This window comes from Terribium retamae (assembly GCF_022347545.1).
Lineage (GTDB): Bacteria > Pseudomonadota > Alphaproteobacteria > Rhizobiales > Rhizobiaceae > Mesorhizobium > Mesorhizobium retamae.
Map to the genome: position 1 here is coordinate 155,463 of NZ_JAKREW010000004.1, position 17,601 is coordinate 173,063.

General features: G+C 61.1%; 16 protein-coding genes. 5 read left to right on the top strand and 11 right to left on the bottom strand.

Annotated elements, in window-relative coordinates; genetic code table 11:
• Positions 1–14: 14 nt before the first annotated feature.
• From L4923_RS07110 to L4923_RS07120, 3 genes are all read right to left on the bottom strand, one after another.
• Positions 15–695: an isochorismatase family protein gene (locus L4923_RS07110; protein ID WP_239363079.1), complete on the bottom strand. Its 681-nt coding sequence runs from the start codon at positions 693–695 to the stop codon at positions 15–17.
• Positions 695–1,999, bottom strand: a complete 1,305-nt coding sequence (locus L4923_RS07115; protein ID WP_239363080.1) for a M24 family metallopeptidase — start codon at positions 1,997–1,999, stop codon at positions 695–697. Before L4923_RS07115 ends, L4923_RS07110 begins: the two co-directional genes overlap by 1 nt.
• 88 nt (positions 2,000–2,087) lie before the next feature.
• Positions 2,088–3,038, bottom strand: coding sequence for a GlxA family transcriptional regulator (locus L4923_RS07120; protein ID WP_425530914.1), 951 nt, complete (start codon positions 3,036–3,038; stop codon positions 2,088–2,090).
• A gap of 457 nt (positions 3,039–3,495) precedes the next feature.
• Here L4923_RS07120 and L4923_RS07125 point away from each other — a divergent pair, with 457 nt between their 5' ends.
• From L4923_RS07125 to L4923_RS07145, 5 genes are all read left to right on the top strand, one after another.
• Positions 3,496–4,755, top strand: coding sequence for an ABC transporter substrate-binding protein (locus L4923_RS07125; RefSeq protein WP_425530912.1), 1,260 nt, complete (start codon positions 3,496–3,498; stop codon positions 4,753–4,755).
• Positions 4,756–4,823: 68 nt separating this feature from the next.
• Entirely contained in the window at positions 4,824–5,741 is a 918-nt protein-coding gene (locus L4923_RS07130; RefSeq protein ID WP_239363083.1) for a carbohydrate ABC transporter permease, read from the top strand.
• Positions 5,738–6,619, top strand: a complete 882-nt coding sequence (locus tag L4923_RS07135; protein WP_239363084.1) for a carbohydrate ABC transporter permease — start codon at positions 5,738–5,740, stop codon at positions 6,617–6,619. The genes L4923_RS07130 and L4923_RS07135 overlap by 4 nt, the downstream gene beginning before the upstream one ends.
• A gap of 6 nt (positions 6,620–6,625) precedes the next feature.
• Positions 6,626–7,741: an ABC transporter ATP-binding protein gene (locus tag L4923_RS07140; protein ID WP_239363085.1), complete on the top strand. Its 1,116-nt coding sequence runs from the start codon at positions 6,626–6,628 to the stop codon at positions 7,739–7,741.
• An 8-nt stretch (positions 7,742–7,749) separates the two neighbouring features.
• Positions 7,750–8,067, top strand: a complete 318-nt coding sequence (locus L4923_RS07145; protein WP_239363218.1) for a Dabb family protein — start codon at positions 7,750–7,752, stop codon at positions 8,065–8,067.
• Positions 8,068–8,079: 12 nt separating this feature from the next.
• Here the strand turns inward: L4923_RS07145 and L4923_RS07150 are convergent, their stop codons facing one another.
• The 8 genes from L4923_RS07150 to L4923_RS07185 form a co-directional block, all read right to left on the bottom strand.
• Positions 8,080–8,925 carry an EamA family transporter gene (locus L4923_RS07150; protein ID WP_239363087.1) on the bottom strand — a complete coding sequence of 282 codons (846 nt, stop codon included), beginning with the start codon at positions 8,923–8,925 and terminating at the stop codon, positions 8,080–8,082.
• A 231-nt stretch (positions 8,926–9,156) separates the two neighbouring features.
• The gene (locus tag L4923_RS07155; protein WP_239363089.1) at positions 9,157–10,221 is read right to left on the bottom strand and encodes an ABC transporter ATP-binding protein; all 1,065 of its coding nucleotides are present in this window, start codon (positions 10,219–10,221) and stop codon (positions 9,157–9,159) included.
• 20 nt (positions 10,222–10,241) lie between these two features.
• Positions 10,242–11,033, bottom strand: a complete 792-nt coding sequence (locus L4923_RS07160; protein WP_239363091.1) for an ABC transporter permease — start codon at positions 11,031–11,033, stop codon at positions 10,242–10,244.
• Positions 11,030–11,818, bottom strand: coding sequence for an ABC transporter permease (locus tag L4923_RS07165; protein WP_239363219.1), 789 nt, complete (start codon positions 11,816–11,818; stop codon positions 11,030–11,032). Before L4923_RS07165 ends, L4923_RS07160 begins: the two co-directional genes overlap by 4 nt.
• A 186-nt stretch (positions 11,819–12,004) precedes the next feature.
• On the bottom strand, positions 12,005–13,111 hold the full coding sequence (locus L4923_RS07170; RefSeq protein ID WP_239363093.1) for an ABC transporter substrate-binding protein: 1,107 nt from the start codon (positions 13,109–13,111) through the stop codon (positions 12,005–12,007).
• Between the two features lie 260 nt (positions 13,112–13,371).
• On the bottom strand, positions 13,372–14,544 hold the full coding sequence (locus L4923_RS07175) for an iron-containing alcohol dehydrogenase (RefSeq protein ID WP_239363095.1): 1,173 nt from the start codon (positions 14,542–14,544) through the stop codon (positions 13,372–13,374).
• A gap of 83 nt (positions 14,545–14,627) precedes the next feature.
• Positions 14,628–16,016 (bottom strand): aldehyde dehydrogenase family protein, encoded by a 1,389-nt coding sequence (locus L4923_RS07180; RefSeq protein WP_239363096.1) that lies wholly within the window; start codon positions 16,014–16,016, stop codon positions 14,628–14,630.
• A 149-nt stretch (positions 16,017–16,165) separates the two neighbouring features.
• Positions 16,166–17,536 carry a glutamine synthetase family protein gene (locus tag L4923_RS07185; protein ID WP_239363097.1) on the bottom strand — a complete coding sequence of 457 codons (1,371 nt, stop codon included), beginning with the start codon at positions 17,534–17,536 and terminating at the stop codon, positions 16,166–16,168.
• Between the last annotated feature and the right edge of the window lie 65 nt (positions 17,537–17,601).

A 17,601-nucleotide genomic window follows, 5' to 3' on the forward strand; every position in this document is an offset into this window, starting at 1 on the left:
CGTCCGGTCTTTCCTTAAAGTGAACGGTAAAGGTCCGCTGCGTTCTCATAAGTGAAACGCATCGGCACCGAACCTTCCACTTGCCAGACTGGCACCGCCTCGCCCGCCATCAGCCGGCAAGCGGCATCCGTATCTGCCACTGCACCGCCATAGAGACGGTTAGCGAGGTTGAGGATCGCCGTCTGGTGCATGGCGGCACTGCCGCTGCCGCAGGCATCCTTGACCAGCAGAACACGAAAGCCGGCGGTCACCGCATCTCGCACGGTGGCGTCGATGCATGCCTCGGTCCACACGCCGGCGACGATCAACCACTCGATGCCGCGTGCCTTGAGGAGTTCGACCGCCTCGGCAGTACGGAAGGCACTTGCATGCGCCTTGATCAACAACGTCTCGTTATCGCCAGGCGCCACTTCGGAACAGATCGCCGTGAGCGGGTCGTTCTTGCTGGAGAAAGCAGACTTGCCGTTTTCGTCGAGCGGATGAAACGGCCGCTCTTGGGTATCGAGATCGACGACATAGGCCCAATGATAAAGGGGCACGCCGTTCGCCCGTGCGACAGCCTGCAGCCGCTGCACATTGGCGAGCAGATCGGAAAACCCCTCGACCAGATAGCGGCTGTCCTTGCGATGCTCTTCCTGCAGGTCGATGAAAACGGCGGCGGCCGTCCCGCGCCGGATCGAAACAGGCGCTTTCATCAAGCATGGCCCTCGAGGAATTCGTCTTCATAGGGAAAACGCGACAAAAGTTCGGTCCCCGTTTCGGTGATCAGCATCTCATCCTCCAGCTTGACGCCTTCGCGACCGCCCTTCTCACCGATATAGCTTTCGACAGAAACCACCATGCCTGGCTGCATGATGCCGTCGCGGCCATAGGTCTCGTAATCCACGGAATGTGCGATGAAGGGTGTTTCCCCATGCATGCCCACGCCATGCATGACGGAAGTGTAGCGCTGGTCGACGAAACGGTCCGGGATCTTCCAGGCCTTCTCGGCGATCTCGCGGAACGCCATGCCCGGCTTCACGATCGAGATGTTGTGCTGCACCTGGTCGTACGCCATGCGGTAAAGCATCTTCTGATAGTCACTGGGCTTGCCCGGTCCGCAGCGGAAGGTGCGGGAGAAATCCGAATAATAGCCATAGCAGCCGATCGTATCCGTATCGAGCGCCACCAGCTCGCCGGGCCGCACCTTGCGGCCGCTCGCCTCGTTGAACCAGGGGTTGGTGCGCTGGCCGGATGTCAACAGCCGCGTCTCGATGAATTCGCCGCCCTGCCGGATCACCTCGTGATACATGATGGCAAAGAGTTCGTTTTCAGCAACGCCGGGCTTGATCGCTTCGCGCACCGCCGCAACCGCCGCCTCCGCGCCAGCCATCGAGGCAACGAGGCATTTCACCTCTTGCGGCGTCTTGATCGCGCGCACGGCCAGGATCTCGCCCTGGCAATCCTTCACGTCGCAACCGCGCTTCTGCAGCGCCAGCGCCTGCAGATGGCTGCAGCGATCCAGTCCGAGCTTCATCGAGCCGCCGCCATGCGTCTTCAAGAGATCGGCGATCTCGTCGGCGAAAGGCCCGGCCGTCTCGTCGTCGCGCCCAGAGACGGAGGACCACACCAGCTTTGAGGGCCTCGCCTCGTCGACCGTGTCGAGCACCATGGAGACATGATAGCTCTGCGGATATTCGAACAGCACGATCGGTCCCTCGGCCGGGATGAAGAAGTAGCGCGTCGAATTGCGCAGGAAGTAGCCGAACATATTGCGAGAGCCGGTCGCGTAGCGCTGATTGTAGGGGTCGAACAGCACGACAGCACCGTAGCCGGCCTCACTCATCCAGCCACGCAGCCGCTCAAGCCGTTCCCTTCGCAGCGCAACCGCGTCGATGAAGGAAGGCTCGGTGTCGGAAAGCCACATGCCACCGGCGGGATCCGCTGTCGCCGGATGGCGCATACGATCCTTGAAATCAACGTCATCGGTGCTGTCGGGGTCGAAAACCACAATGCTCATGTCTGCCTCCTGAGGCCTTGAACAATGGGCCAAACCGCTTGTCAGAATTGTGCAGGAAGCCGCAAGGATCGTGCCGAAACCCGTGAGGCTAATGTCGTCGTGCCGCCTTCGGCGTATGGCCGTATTGCTCGCGAAAGGCGCGGGCGAAACTCGACATGGAGGCGAAGCCGCAGGCCAGCGAAACGTCGCGCACGGCAAGTGTCGAATGCGCCAGAAGGTCCGCCGCCCGCTTCAGGCGCAACTGGCGATAGTAGCTGTTGGGTGAGGTGGACAGTTCCGCACGGAAGCTGCGCTCCAAACGATCCGGCGAGACATTCAAACGTTCCGCCAGATCCGCCATCGCGAGTCGCTCCTCGACCGCATCTTCCATGATGGCGATAGCCGATAGCACCAGTTCATTGCGCACGCCGGTGCGCAGCCTCAACGGCATCAGCTTGCGGTCGACGCTCGAGCGCAGCGGGCTGTGAACGAACCACTCGGCGACGCCAGCGGCAAGCTCCGCACCATAATCACCGGCGATGATTTCCAGCATCATGTCGAGGCCGCCGACGCCGCCGGCAGACGTGAAGCGCCGCCGGTCGATGACGTAGAGATCGCGCCGAAGATCGATCTCGGGAAACGCTTCCGTGAAGGCTGCCTGGCTCGTCCAGTGCAAGGTGCAGGCGTGCCCGTCGAGCAGGCCGGCGCGCGCAAGGAAGAAGGCCGCGTCGGCCACGGCGCCGAGATGGGTGCCGCCGCGCAGGCTCTTGCGTATCCAGCCGACGGCATCGCTGGCGACAAGATGATCGGCATCGCCGCCGGAACAGACCACGATGCGGTCTGCCTTCGGATCGGCGGTCGCGGGAAAATCCGGCTGGATGACGACGCCGTTGGACGCCGCGACCGGCCCTTTGTCGGCGCCGACGATGATCCAGCGATAACACTCCTTCTTCGCCAGCGTGTTGGCGGCGCGCAGTGGTTCGACGATCGACGAGAAGGCCATCATCGGAAACTGCGGAAACACCAGAACGGCAAAGGTGATCGGTGGGTTCGTAGCCATCAGTGTGAGCTTGGCAGGGGTTTGGTCCAGCGTCGTCATGACGCTTCACGCGCGATGAAAATTCACCTGGTCTGTCGGTGTCAATCCCCTCGCCGGCGCTCTGCAGGCCCCCTGGTACACAACGAACTCGATCTTCGTTGGCGAAGCAATGAGGATGACCCTTGGCATCAAATGAGAATGATCAAACGCCGCTCTTGCCAGCCATTTCGGAATTGATCATACTCCATGAATAATTCCGATCGATGCTCGCGATCGACCGGATTCAACAACGTTCCAGACATCCTAACGCGATCAGGGAGGGCGCATCGGGGTGGCCGGCCAGCCAAGGCGCGGGCAATGGAATTACACCGAGGAAATATCCAGTTTTCATCGAGGTTCGCGCACCGATGGTGGGCGAGCCGAGTTGGGAGGTAGCCGGCGGCAGCCGGTCGCATGATTGCAACAAGGGAGGAAGTACATGTTGCGCAAACTGCTTATCGGAACGATGCTCGGCTCGGCGCTCACCGCCGGCTACGCGGCATCGACCTATGCCGCCGGCGGCTCCGTCGAAGTCCTGCACTGGTGGACTTCCGGCGGTGAAGCCGCCGCGCTCGACGTCCTGAAGAAGAAGCTCGAAAGCCAGGGCGTGACCTGGAAGGACATGCCGGTTGCCGGTGGCGGCGGCGAGGCAGCGATGACCGCGCTGCGCGCTCGCGTCACCGCCGGAGATCCGCCGACCGCCGTGCAGGCCCTCGGCTTCGACATCACCGACTGGGCCAAGCAGGGCGTTGTCGGCGATCTCGGCGAAGTGGCCGACAAGGAAGGCTGGGACAAGGTAGTGCCGGCCGCGCTGCAGAACTTCGCCAAACATGACGGCAAGTGGATCGCGGCACCGGTCAATGTCCATTCGACCAACTGGGTCTGGATCTCCAAGAAGGCGCTCGATGCCGCCGGCGGAAAGGCCCCCGAAAACTGGGACGAGCTGATCGCGGTGCTCGACAAGATGAAGGCCAATGGCATTACCCCGCTCGCCCATGGCGGCCAGGCCTGGCAGGACGCCACCATCTTCGACGCCGTGGTGCTCTCGCTCGGCACCGACTTCTACAAGGCTTCGATGATCGACAACGATCCCGCGGCCCTCGGCGGCGAAAAGATGGTCGAAGCCTTCGATCGGATGGCCAAGCTCAAGGGCTATGTCGACAAGGATTTCTCCGGCCGCGATTGGAACCTGGCTTCGGCCATGGTCATCGAGGGCAAGGCCGGCATGCAGATGATGGGCGACTGGGCCAAGGGTGAATTCCTCAAGGCCGGCCAGAAACCTGGCTCCGACTTCGTCTGCATCCGCTTCCCGGGCACCCAAGGTGCCGTCACCTTCAACTCCGACATGTTCATGATGTTCAAGGTCGGCGACGACAAGAAGGCGGCACAGCTCACCATGGCCTCCGATATCGAGAGCCCTGAATTCCAGTCATCGTTCAACGTTGTGAAGGGCTCGGTGCCGGCGCGCACCGACGTGCCGGATACCGCCTTCGACGATTGCGGCAAGAAGGGCATCAAGGACCTCGCCGAAGCCAACTCCTCCGGCAAGCTGTTCGGCTCGATGGCACACGGCTACGCCGTGCCGGCAGCGGTGAAGAACGCCATGTATGACGTGATCACCCGCCACTTCAACGGCGAGCTGGACTCCAAGGCCGCGGCCGCTGCGTTGGCCGAAGCGGTCGCTGCAGCCAAGGGCTAACAGAGCCTGAGCCTTCGTGCCCCGGCCGCGGCCGGGGCACCCACTCTTTTCGAACCGAGGCTGCCCCCATGGCCGACACCACCATGACCGCGCGCAGCGCCGCAGCAAATCCGCGCGCCACCCTGCAGGACCTGTTGCCGAAGATCGTTCTGGCACCGAGCTTTGCCGTCATCCTGATCTTCGTCTACGGCTTCATCGCGTTTACGGCGGTGCTGTCCTTCTCGGGATCGAAGCTGCTGCCGGATTTCTCGACCTGGGTCGGCTTCGGCAATTACGTGCGCCTGTTCAATCATCCGAACTGGATCGTGGCGCTGAAGAACCTGGCGATCTTCTCGATCCTCTACATCGTCGTCTGTTCGGTGATCGGGCTGGCGCTCGCCATCTTCCTCGACCAGAAGATCCGTGGCGAAGGCGTGCTCAGGCCCATCTACCTCTATCCGATGGCGCTGTCCTTCATCGTTACCGGCGTTGCCTGGAAATGGTTTCTCGACCCCGGCATCGGCCTCGAACATGTCATGCAGTCGATCGGCTGGGAGAGCTTCTCCTTCCGCTGGATCAAAGACGGCAAGATGGCGATCTACACCATCGTCATTGCCGCGGTCTGGCAGTCATCCGGCTTTGTCATGGCGATGTTCCTCGCCGGCCTGCGCGGCGTCGACAACGAAATCATCAAGGCCGCCCAGATCGATGGCGCTTCGACCTTGACCATCTACCGCCGCATCATCATTCCGCTGATGCGCCCGGTCTTCCTGTCGGCCTTCGTCGTGCTCGCGCACCTTGCCATCAAATCCTACGACCTTGTCGTGGCCATGACCGATGGCGGTCCTGGAACGGCAACCTGGACGCCGGCATTGTTCATGCAGAAATTCACCTTCGGGCGCAACGAGATGGGCATGGGCGCGGCATCCGCCATCGTCATGATGATGATGATCTTCACGATCATCGTGCCCTATCTCTACTCTGAACTCGGGGGGAAGAAGAAATGAGCGCCCCTTCGCAGGACGTTGCCACCCGCAACGGCGTTTTCGTTCGCGCGCTGATCTACGCGCTGCTCATTGTGTTCGCGGTCTACTACCTGTTGCCGCTCTATGTGATGGTGGTGAATTCACTCAAACCGCTCGACGAGATCCGCCAGGGCAACATGCTGGCGTTGCCGCAGCAATGGACCATCGCGCCCTGGCTGTCGGCATGGTCGACGGCACAGATCGGTGTCTCGCCCACCGGCCTGAAACCGTATTTCCTGAATTCGGTGCTGATGGTGGTACCAGCAGTGGCAATCTCCACCGTTCTCGGCGCGCTGAACGGCTATGTGCTGACCAAATGGCGCTTCAAGGGCGACAACATCGTCTTCGGCATGATGCTGCTTGCCTGTTTCATCCCCTTCCAGATCGTGCTGATCCCCTCTGCCCGCATCCTCGGGCTCCTGGGGTTGGCCGGCTCGGTGCCGGGATTGATCCTGATCCACGCCATCTATGGCCTCGGCTTCACCACGCTGTTCTTCCGAAACTACTACGAAGCCTTCCCGACCGAACTGGTGCGCGCCGCACAGATCGACGGCGCTTCCTTCTTCCAGATCTTCAGGCGGATTCTGCTGCCCTCGTCGGGACCGATCATCGTGGTGACCGTGATCTGGCAATTCACCAACATCTGGAACGACTTCCTATTCGGCTCGTCCTTCTCCAGCGTCGACTCCATTCCGATCACCGTGGCGCTGAACAATCTGGTCAACTCCTCGACCGGCGTGAAGGAATACAATGTCCACTTCGCCGGTGCGATCTTGGCGGCCCTTCCCACCCTTATCGTCTACATCGTCTCCGGACGCTATTTCGTGCGTGGCCTGATGGCCGGCGCCGTGAAAGGCTAAGACAGCATGTCCTTTCTTGAGATCGACAACCTCGAAAAATCCTTCGGCACCACCAGGATCCTGAAGGGCGTCACACTCGGCATCGAGGAAGGTGGTTTCCTCGTGCTGGTTGGCCCCTCCGGCTGCGGCAAGTCCACGCTGCTCAACACCATAGCCGGGCTGGAGCAGATCACCAGCGGTGAGATCCGCATCGCCGGCAAACGCGTCAACGAGTTGCACCCGTCGAAGCGTGACATCGCCATGGTGTTCCAGTCCTACGCGCTCTATCCCAACATGACAGTGAGCGAAAACATCGGCTTCGGCATGGAAATCCGTGGCATTGCCAAACCCGAGCGGGACAAGGCGATCGCTGAGGTGGCCCAGCTCCTGCAGATCGGCCATCTGCTCGACCGCAAGCCCAGCCAACTGTCCGGTGGCCAACGCCAGCGTGTCGCCATGGGCCGAGCCCTGGTGCGCAAGCCGCAGGTCTTCCTGTTCGATGAACCGCTGTCCAATCTCGACGCCAAGCTGCGCATCGACATGCGCACCGAAATCAAGCGGCTGCACCAGCGCATGAAGACCACCATCGTCTATGTGACGCATGACCAGATCGAGGCGATGACGCTGGCCACGAAGATCGCTGTGTTGAAAGATGGCGTCCTGCAGCAGTTCGGCACACCGGCAGAGATCTACAACAACCCAGTCAACATGTTCGTTGCCGACTTCATGGGTTCACCGGCCATGAACCTCGTGCCTGCAACAATTGGCCAAAGTGGCAGTGAAGCGACTGTCGAACTCGCCCGCGCCGGAGCAGCTCCCGTTTCGCTGGCACTCAACGGCGCATCGGACGCTCTGTCGGCTTATCGCGGCAAGGAGGTGGTGTTCGGCATCCGTCCCGAAGCCTTGACCGATCCCGATGGCGCCGATCGCAACGCGAAACATCTGGTGACAACGGATTGCCATATCGAGGTGGTCGAGCCCGCAGGCTCCGATACCTTCGCGGTCACCAATCTGGGCGGAAAGGGCGTGGTCGCCCGGCTGCGCGCCGATGCTCGCATCAAGCCGGGTGCCACGGCACCGCTCACCTTCAATCTGACAAAGGCGGTGTTTTTCGATCCGGCAACCCAGGAAAGGATTGCGTGAAGAAGGCCATGATCCGTCACTGTGTTTTCGTCAAATTCCGCGACGATGTTCCCGAGGCGGAGAGATCGGCAATCCATGCCGACCTCTCCGCGCTCCGCGGCTCGATCAAGGGCATGGGCGCGGTGCATTTCAACGGCAATGCCAGCCCCGAACCCTTTGCGCACGGCTTCACGCACGGCTTCACCATCGATTTCAACGACGCCGCCGCCCGCGATGCCTATCTGGTGCATGAGGCACACCAAAAGGCCGGCGCCCGCCTGGTCGCTGCGCTTGAAGGCGGAACGGATGGGCTAATGGTGTTCGACCTGGAGATCGACGAAAGCTGATTCGGCAGGCGTTCAGCCTAACCTCAAGGCCACGACGCCAGCGACAATGCCAAGGGCTGCAGCGCTGCGCCATACCGTCATTTTTTCGCCAAGCGCGAAGACGGAGATCAGCATGGCAAACAGGATCGAGCTTTCGCGCAGGGAGGCCACGGCCGCGATCGGCGCTTTGGTCATCGCCCACATCACGATCCAGTAGGCAGTGCCGCTCAATCCCCCGGTGATGACGCCAGCCTTCCAGTTGCGCGCCATGGCCGGCAGCGACTGCGGTCCACGCACCAGCAGACACAGGATGAGCGACCAGATGCCGTCGGCCAGGAACAGATATACGGCATAGCTCGAGGCGCTGGCCGCCAGCCGAGCGCCACTGCCGTCGGAAAGCGTATAGCTGGCGATGAACACCGAGGTGGCGAGCGCGTAGCCGACAGCGTGCAGGTTCAGTTTTTCGAGATGGCCGCCGCCACGAAACGACATCACCAGCGTACCCGCGCATAGAAGCACGATGCCGATGATCGACAGCGGTCCGGGGACTTCCGACACGACGAAGATGCCGCCGATGGCGGCAAGCAAAGGTGCGGTACCTCGTGCTAGCGGATAGGTCTGGGCCAGATCGCCGGCCCTGTAGGCACCGATCAGGCAGAGCTTGTAGCCCATGTGGAACAGGGTCGAGGCGAGGATCCAGGGCCAGACTTCAGCCCTGGGGAATTCGACGAAGGGCACTGCCAGCAGCGCCATGAGCGCCATGCCCATCGTCAGAACCGTGACCGAAAGGAAACGGTCGAGATGCACCTTGACCATCGCGTTCCAGCTTGCGTGCATGGCGGCTGCAGCCAGCACGGCGAGGAAAACGGCAAGGCTCATTTCGTATCCGACCTCGTTCAGGCAGCGCGTCTCGCCGGATCGGGAGGAAAATCGTTATCCGGCTCATCTCTTCCGCCCGAAATACGCCTTTGCGCAGCCGGCGGCAATGTGCAGCCGTCACATCAGGCCTGGACCAGATGCCCGTGAGGTTGGGTCAAAGCATCGATACGAAGCAGTGGCGCCGCTCACCCGGAAGGGAGGTCTCAGAGCATTCCGAAGGTTTCGAAAAGCTTAGTGCAGAACCAGGACGTCGCCGGAAGAGAAGGAAATCTCGGCCTTGTCGCCAACATTCGGCGGTGGCGTGGAGGAGTTGTTGAAGGTGTCCAGCGAAATCTTCGAACCGCCGATACCGACCCTGACGCGGATCACCGAACCCAGGAAATGCACATCGGCGATCTCGCCCGACAGCTTCGCGTCGTGGCCGGGGCGTGGTCCGAGCGCGATCGCTTCAGGCCGCAGCGCCAGCGAAAGCGTATCGCCGGTCTTGGAGCCATTAAGCTTGCCCTTGAGACCGATCTCCTCAGTGTTGATGCGCACGCGGCCCGAGCCGGCATCGCTGACCACGCCTTCTAGTACATTGAGCGTGCCGACGAAATTGGCGACGAATTTGGTGGCCGGGCGGTTGTAAATCTCGAACGGTGCACCGACCTGTTCCGCCTTGCCACCATACATCACCGCGATGCGGTCCGAGATCGACAGGGCCTCTTCCTGGTCGTGGGTGACGAAGATGGTCGTGATGCCGAGTTCCTTCTGGATGGCGCGGATCTCGTCGCGCAGCGACACACGCACCTTGGCATCGAGCGCCGACAGCGGCTCGTCGAGCAGGAGAAGCTTCGGCTTCGGCGCCAGTGCGCGCGCCAGAGCAACGCGCTGCTGCTGGCCACCGGAAAGCTGATAGGGATAGCGGTCACCCAGTTGCGGCAGCTTGATCAGCTCCAGCATCTCGGCCACCCGCTTGTCGCTCTCGGCCTTGGCCACGCCGGCGACCTTCAGGCCGAAGGCGACGTTCTGCGCCACGGTGAGGTTCGGAAACAGCGCGTAGGCCTGGAAAACCATACCGACATTGCGCTGGTTCGGCTTGAGCCGAGTCACATCCTTGCCGCCGACGATGATGGAACCGGCAGTCGGCTCCTCGAAGCCGGCGACCATGCGCAGCACCGTCGTCTTACCACAGCCCGAGGGGCCCAGGAAGGAGACGAATTCGCCCCGCTCGATGTCGAGATTGAAGTCGTCGACAACGGTGGTGGGGCCGAAGGTTTTCTTGACGTGCTGGATCGAAAGGAAGGGGTCGGCCATGGGCTGGACTTTCTCGATACTCAATTCGGACGGTTCGCCGATTTCGGCGCGAAACGCGAAAGCACCTGGATGACGGACATACAGCCCCAGGTGATGACGAATGCGATGATGGCGAGGGCCGCCGGTTCATAAGCGCGGTTGGCGCCGATATTCTGCAGATAGGGGCCGAAGGCCGGGCGGTTGAGCAGGCTCGCCATGGTGAACTCGCCGATGACGATGGCGAAGGTCAGGAACGCACCCGACAGCACGGCAATCAGCACATTGGGCAGGATGACGCGGCTGATAATGGTGGTCCAGCCGGCACCGAGAATCTGCGCGGCCTCGGTCAGGGTGCGTACATCGATGGTTCGCAAGCCCGTATCGACGGCACGGTACATATAAGGCAGCGCAAGCGTCGCATAGCCGATGACCAGTAGCGCGCTGGTGCCGATGTCGCTCGACAGGAATGGCAACGGCGAATTCGAACCGTACATGCGGATATAGCCGAAGACGATGACGATCGCCGGGATGACGAGCGGCAGCAGTGTCACGAACTCGACCACCGGCCGAAGCTGCGGCAGGCGCAGCCTGATCCAATAGGCGGTGGGCACCACCAGCAGCACACCGAGGATGATGGTGAAGACAGCAGCGACCACCGAAAAAGTGAAGCTTTCCTGGAAGCGCGGGTCACCGAGCACCACCCTGTAAGCCTCGAATGAGTATTCCCCGCGCTTCATGCGCATGGAGAACTCCATGGTCGCGATCAGCGGGATGAAGAAATACGCGGCACCCAGGATGAAAGTGACCCAGGCCCAGGACTTGCCCGACTTCATTTCAGCCACCTTTCCGAACGGGTCCGGAACCAGATGTAGAAGACATTGGCGAGCCCGGTGATGAAGATCATGCCGAAGGCGATGGCATAGCCCAGATTGGCATTGTGCAGCACGTCACCGCGGATTTGCGCATAAAGCACGATCGGCACGATGTTGAGCGATGAGCCGGTGAGCGCATAAGCGGTGGCGATCGCCCCGAAAGCGTTGGCGAAGAGCAGGATGACAGTACCGAGGAAGCTCGGCCAGATCACCGGGATGACGACCATCTGCCAGTACTGCCATTGGGTCGCGCCAAGTGTGGCGGCGGCCTCCCCCCATTCCTTCCTGATGCCGTCGATGGCTGGCGTGATGATCACGACCATCAGCGGAATCTGGAAATAGAGATAGGTGAGCGTCAGCCCCCAGAAGGAAAGCACATTGAAGCCGTGCTGGTAGAGATCGAACCCGACCGCACGCAGAAGCACCGTGACGAGACCGAGACGGCCCAGCGTCGCGAGGAAGGCGAAGGCCAGTGGCACACCCGCGAATTGCGAGGCCACACCGGAGAAGGTGAGCGTCGCGGAGCGTGTCCAGTTGGGCAAGCCGCCGCGCACGATGGCGATAGCGATTGCCAGGCCGATGAATGCGCCAAGGAGCGACGACGCGACCGAGACTTTGATCGAGATCCAATACGCGGCGAGGATCGTCGGCTGCGCAAGCTCGAGGATGTTTTCCAGGGTGAAAACGCCGTCGGCATTCTGGAATGCGCCAAGGATCAGATACAGCGTCGGCAGGATCAGGAACATCAGCGCGAAGATGATGAACGGTGCCACGCCCAGCCATTGCGTCGGCAGTCGCGCCGCGCGCGCCTGCGCCGGTGGAAGGGTCTTCCCGGCAGCAGCCGGTTCCGAGAGGCTGATATCTGTCATGCCGGCCTGTCTTTTTATGAAGAATCCGGGCGGCGCTGAGCCGCCCGGATAGTCGTCAGCAAATTACTTGACGTTGGCGCCGACCGCCGAGTCCCAGCTCTTGGTAATCACTTCCTTCGAAGCACCCTGTTCGTCCAGCGTCGGGAACACGGCCTTCTCATAGGCAGCGGCCGGCGGCAGCTTGTCGAGCAATTCCTGCGGGATCTTGCCGTTCTTAGCGAGATCGTTGAAGCGGATCGGGTGGCAATAGCCCTTCAGCCAGCCGATCTGGCCTTCGTCGGAATAGAGGTGTTCCATCCAGAGCTTGGCGGCGTTCGGATGCGGCGCATAGGCGCTGATGGCCTGCACGTAGACACCGGCGACAACGCCCTTGGCCGGGATGACGATCTCGGTCGGCGGGTTGCCGTTCAGCGTGTCGCGGCCCGACAGGTTGTTGTAGTCCCAGTTGATCAAGATCGGCGTCTGGCCCTGTGCCAGCGTCGCCGGCTTACCGATGACCGGGACGAAGTTGCCGGCGGCGTTGAGCTTCTTGAAGAATTCGAGGCCAGCTTCGCCGGCAGCCTTGCCGGCAGCGGCGCCGGAGGCGAGACCGGCAGCGTGCACGGCCTGGATCGCCTGGTTGGACGCACGCGGATCACCGGCCAGCGCAACCGAATTGGCGTATTCCGGCTTCAGCAGGTCTTCCCAGTCTGCGGGGATGTTCTTGACCAGATCCTTGTTCACCATGAACGAAAGAACGCCGTAATAGTCGCCATACCAGAAACCTTCCGGATCCTTGGCGCTGTCGGGGATCGAGTCCCAGGTCGAGACCTTGTACGGCTGGATCAGGCCATCCTTCTTGGCGGATGGACCGAAGGAAAGGCCGACGTCGATGACGTCAGGCGCCTGAGGGCCCTTGTTGTCCTTGTTGGCCTTGATCGCTTCGATCTCGTCGCCCGAACCGGCGTCCGGGTTGAGTTCGTTGACCTTGATCTCAGGATACTTAGCCTTGAAGGCGTCGATGACGGCGCCATAGCCGCACCAGTCATGCGGCAGCGCGATCGTGGTGAGCTGACCTTCGGCCTTGGCCGCGGCAACGAGCTCAGCCGAAGGCTCGGCGGACGAAATCGCCGTCGTGACCATCAGGGCCACTGCCGTAAGGGAAAGCACTTTTCCCGTGAATCTGAACATTTTTCTCTCCGTTGAACTGCGCCGTGGGACGCCAGCAACCGGCTGGTATCCTTGATGTATGACAGTCCGATGAAGCTGGACTGCCCCCGCGCCCCGAAGGGCTTGAAAAAGTTAACTACAACTGCCGGACACCCGCAATCGGGTGCCCAATCATTTTCCGGCTAAACTTTTCGGCGCCTCCTCCAGCCCTTTCGTTCCCCTTGCTTTTTTTATTTTTTCGCAAGTCCGCGAAAGACAGTCGCACCTGCCTCGCGCGTCTCCTATACTGTTCCCGACAAAGAATTCTCCAGCAGCGACAGCGCCGCCTTCTTGGTCAGCTTAACAGGATTGCCGCCAGCGGTCGGGTCGACGATGGCCATATCGGCGATGAGAGCCTTTCGCTTCTTGTCCATGTCGAGCCCTTTTATCAGGCCGTCGAGCGTGTGCGGAACCTTTAGCTCCTTGCGCAGCTTTATGATCGCCTTGGCGAAACCATCGAAGCCGCCTTTGATGCCGCAATAGGCAGCCAGGCGTTCGATCTTGCCTTCGATCGCATCACGATTGAAGGCAAGCACATAGGGCATGAAGACGGCATTGGTCATGCCGTGGTGAGTATCGTAGAGCGCGCCGATTGGATGCGACAACGAGTGGATTGCTCCGAGCCCCTTCTGGAAAGCGGTGGCGCCCATGGCGGCCGCGCTCATCATGTGAGCACGGGCGGTCAGGTCCTTGCCGTTGGCGTAGGCCTTGGGCAGATTCTCGAACACCAGACGCACGCCTTCCACCGCGATGCCGTCGGCCATCGGATGGTAACCGGGTGCGCAATAGGCCTCCAGGCAATGTGCCAGCGCGTCCATGCCGGTACCAGCGGTGATGAAGGCTGGCATGCCGACCGACAGGGCCGGATCTGCAATGACGATGCCCGGCAGCATCTTCGGATGGAAGATCACCTTCTTGGTATGGCTCTCTTCATGCGTAATGACACCGGCTCGACCGACTTCAGAACCGGTGCCGGCGGTGGTTGGCACCGCGACGATCGGGGCGATGGCGTCGGTATTCGCGCGCGTCCACCAGTCACCAATGTCCTCGAAGTCCCAGACCGGACGGGTCTGGCCAGCCTGGAAGGCGATCAATTTGCCGAGATCGAGCGCCGAGCCACCACCGAAGGCGATAACGCCGTCATGCTTGCCCTTCTTGAATGCAGCGATGCCGGCAGTGAGGTTGGATTCGATCGGGTTCGGCTTGACGTCCGAAAAGACCGCGTAGGGAACTTTCGCCTCGTCGAGAATTTTGAGCGTGGAAGCGACAACCGGGAGCTTGGCGAGACCAGGATCGGTGACGAACAACGGCTTCTTGATGCCGGTCGCGGCCAGCGCATCCGGCAATTCCGAGATACGGCCGGCGCCGAAACGCACGGTGGTCGGGTAGTTCCATTTGGAGACGAGCTTGGACATGATGCGGTTCTTTCGGAAAACGAAGTGGGTAGCCTGCTGGAAGGAAACGCCCTCCATCGCGTGAAACGTGGGGGCGCTCGGGGTTAGATCGTCTCTCTGAGATGATAGCTCTTCGGGCGAGTCAGATTGTCGTAGCCGATCTGCGACAGTGCAGCGCCTTTGCCGGTGTCTTTGACCCCGGTCCACACCAGCGCCGGATCGAGATAGTCGCAGCGGTTCATGAACACGGTGCCGGTCTCGACGCGGTCGCCGATGGCGACAGCACGCTCAGTGTCCGCCGTCCAGATCGACGCCGTCAGCCCGTAGGGGCTGTCGTTCATCAGCGCGATCGCCTCCTCATCGTTGCGCACCTTCATGATGCCGACGATCGGGCCGAAGCTCTCCTCGCGCATCACGCTCATCTGATGATCGACATTGGTCAGCACCTCGGCCGGCAGATAGGGCGATCCGGCCTTGTCGGCGGCATCCTTTGTGTTCATGTGTGCGGTAGCGCCTTTGCGCAGGGCTTCGGCCTTCTGCTCGCGGATGAAGTCGGCAAAACGCGCCTGCGCCATCGGCCCCATTGTGGTCGCCTGTTCGAGCGGATTGCCCAGCACATAGCTCTTGGTTTCTTCGATGAAGCCTTCGACGAAATCGTCATAGACCTTCTCATGCACATAGACGCGCTCGATGCCGCAGCAGCACTGGCCTGAATTGAAGAACGAGCCTTCGACAAGATTGGCGACTGCATGGTCGAGCTTCGCGTCGGGCAGCACATAGGCCGGGTCCTTGCCGCCGAGCTCCAGGCCAAGCGTCATGAAGGTGCCTGCCGCCGCCTTCTCGATGGCACGCCCGCCGGCAACCGAACCGGTGAAGTTGACATGATCGATCTTGCCCGAGGCCAGCAGCTTCTCGGTCTGGGTATGGTTGAGCACGACATTCTGGAAAACGTATTTCGGCAGGCCTGCCGCTTCGAAAGCCTTGGCGAAACGTTCGCCGACCAGCAAAGTCTGCGCAGCATGCTTGAGGATGACCGTCGAGCCGGCGATCAGCGCCGGCACGATCGTGTTGACGGCGGTGAGATACGGATAGTTCCACGGCGCGATCACCATCACGACGCCGAGCGGGTCCTTCTTCACATAGCGACGGAAACCATCCTTCGGATTGGAAGCCGGAACCGGCGCCAGCGCACGTTCGGCGATCTCGACCATATATTGCGTGCGTTCCTTGACGCCGCCGAATTCACCGCCGTAACGAACCGGTCGGCCCATCTGCCAGGCCAGCTCCGGCACGATCTCATCGGCCATGCCGACAAGCGCTTCGAGCATCTTCAGCATGTATTTGGCACGTTCCGCCACCGGCAACCGCGCCCAGTCAGCCTGTGCGGTTCGGGCACGCTCCACGGCAGCATTCACAGCCTGGTCGGTCGCGATCGGTCGCTCGACGTAGATCGAGCCGTCGATGGGGGATGTGAGTTTGACCGTCTCGGTCATGTCGATGTCCTTCACATAGAAATTGTCCGCGCTCTACCGAAAGCGCAAAAAGCCGGGATAGGCCGAGCAGCGTCTATACGAAATGCCTTTCGCCAAACAGCCCTGCACGGCCATTGCGGATGCCTTCGTTTTCGCGAAGGCAAGAGCGATCAATACCGTTCGAAGCCCCGATGCAGTTCCCAGTCGGTGATGCGGCGGTCGTATTCGAACTGCTCCCAGCGAGCGGTGTGCACATAGTGCTCGATCACCTCCTCGCCGAAAGCCGCCTTCAGCATTTTCGACTTGGCCATGGTCTCGGTCGCCTCGCGCAGGGTCTTCGGAATCTCCGGCAAACGCGAAGCCTGGTAAGCGTCACCCACGAAAGGTTTCTGCAGTTCCAGCTTCTCGTCGATACCCGCAAGGCCGGCCGCGATCAGAGCCGCGAAAGCGAGATAAGGGTTGAGATCGGCCCCACCGATGCGACATTCCATGCGGATGCCCTTGGTACCCTCGCCGCACAGACGGAAGCCGGCGGTGCGGTTGTCTTCCGACCACATGATCTTGGTCGGTGCGAACGTACCGGATTGGAAACGCTTGTAGGAATTGATGTAGGGCGCCAGGAACCAGGTGAACTCCTTGGCGTATTTGAGCTGGCCCGCAGACCAGGCCTGCCCGAGCGCCGACAGCGTCCACGGACCTTGTCTGTCGTAGAACAGCGGGGTCTTGCCGTCTGCGCTCCACAGGGAATTGTGGATGTGACTCGAATTACCGGCGAGGCCGTAATTGTATTTGGCCATGAAGGTGATCGCCTTGCCTTCAGAATCGGCAATTTCCTTTGCACCGTTCTTCAGGATGACATGGCGGTCCGCCATCTCCAGCGCCTCGGCATAGCGCACATTGATCTCTTCCTGGCCGGGGCCCCATTCGCCCTTTGAATTCTCGATCGGAATGCCGGCGGCCTGCATCTCATTGCGCAGGCGGCGCATGATGCCTTCTTCCTTGGTGGTGATGCCGATCTGATAATCGCCGATATAGGGTGATGCGGTCTCGATGCCTTGCCAGTGCTTCTTGCGGGCGGCGTCGTAACTTTCGCTGAACAGGTAGAATTCCAGCTCGGAAGCGAAATAGCCGATATAGCCACGCTCGGTCAGCCGCTTCACCTGCTTGCGCAGGATGGCGCGCGGCGAATGGGCAAGGTCCTCATGGCTGTGGTGGTCGAGCAGATCGCACAACACCAGCGCTGTTTTTTCAAGCCAGGGTATCTGTCGCAAAGTCGCCAGATCCGGCTTCATGACGAAGTCGCCATAGCCCTTGGACCAGCTTGCCGCCTTGTAGCCGGGCACAGGCTCCATATCGATGTCGTCCGCCAGCAGATAGTTGCAGCCATGCGTTTCGTCATGCGCGGAATCGACGAAATACTGCGCCAGGAAACGCTTGCCGACGAGTCGGCCCTGCATATCGACGGCGCAGGCGAGAACGGTATCGATCTCACCTGTCTGTGCCGCCTTCTTCAACTGATCGAACGAAAGGTTGCCTGCCATTCTAAGAGCACTCCGGCTTTCACTTTTTTGAAAAATTGATTTCTGGAAGGAGGACCATGGCCGGA

What these genes read in the sequence shown, in the direction of transcription:
- L4923_RS07110 (WP_239363079.1), bottom strand. Translation starts at nt 695, where the DNA reads ATGAAAGCGCCTGTTTCGATCCGGCGCGGGACGGCCGCCGCCGTTTTC.
- L4923_RS07115 (WP_239363080.1), bottom strand. Translation starts at nt 1,999, where the DNA reads ATGAGCATTGTGGTTTTCGACCCCGACAGCACCGATGACGTTGATTTC.
- L4923_RS07120 (WP_425530914.1), bottom strand. Translation starts at nt 3,038, where the DNA reads ATGGCTACGAACCCACCGATCACCTTTGCCGTTCTGGTGTTTCCGCAG.
- L4923_RS07125 (WP_425530912.1), top strand. Translation starts at nt 3,496, where the DNA reads ATGTTGCGCAAACTGCTTATCGGAACGATGCTCGGCTCGGCGCTCACC.
- L4923_RS07130 (WP_239363083.1), top strand. Translation starts at nt 4,824, where the DNA reads ATGGCCGACACCACCATGACCGCGCGCAGCGCCGCAGCAAATCCGCGC.
- L4923_RS07135 (WP_239363084.1), top strand. Translation starts at nt 5,738, where the DNA reads ATGAGCGCCCCTTCGCAGGACGTTGCCACCCGCAACGGCGTTTTCGTT.
- L4923_RS07140 (WP_239363085.1), top strand. Translation starts at nt 6,626, where the DNA reads ATGTCCTTTCTTGAGATCGACAACCTCGAAAAATCCTTCGGCACCACC.
- L4923_RS07145 (WP_239363218.1), top strand. Translation starts at nt 7,750, where the DNA reads ATGATCCGTCACTGTGTTTTCGTCAAATTCCGCGACGATGTTCCCGAG.
- L4923_RS07150 (WP_239363087.1), bottom strand. Translation starts at nt 8,925, where the DNA reads ATGAGCCTTGCCGTTTTCCTCGCCGTGCTGGCTGCAGCCGCCATGCAC.
- L4923_RS07155 (WP_239363089.1), bottom strand. Translation starts at nt 10,221, where the DNA reads ATGGCCGACCCCTTCCTTTCGATCCAGCACGTCAAGAAAACCTTCGGC.
- L4923_RS07160 (WP_239363091.1), bottom strand. Translation starts at nt 11,033, where the DNA reads ATGAAGTCGGGCAAGTCCTGGGCCTGGGTCACTTTCATCCTGGGTGCC.
- L4923_RS07165 (WP_239363219.1), bottom strand. Translation starts at nt 11,818, where the DNA reads ATGTTCCTGATCCTGCCGACGCTGTATCTGATCCTTGGCGCATTCCAG.
- L4923_RS07170 (WP_239363093.1), bottom strand. Translation starts at nt 13,111, where the DNA reads ATGTTCAGATTCACGGGAAAAGTGCTTTCCCTTACGGCAGTGGCCCTG.
- L4923_RS07175 (WP_239363095.1), bottom strand. Translation starts at nt 14,544, where the DNA reads ATGTCCAAGCTCGTCTCCAAATGGAACTACCCGACCACCGTGCGTTTC.
- L4923_RS07180 (WP_239363096.1), bottom strand. Translation starts at nt 16,016, where the DNA reads ATGACCGAGACGGTCAAACTCACATCCCCCATCGACGGCTCGATCTAC.
- L4923_RS07185 (WP_239363097.1), bottom strand. Translation starts at nt 17,536, where the DNA reads ATGGCAGGCAACCTTTCGTTCGATCAGTTGAAGAAGGCGGCACAGACA.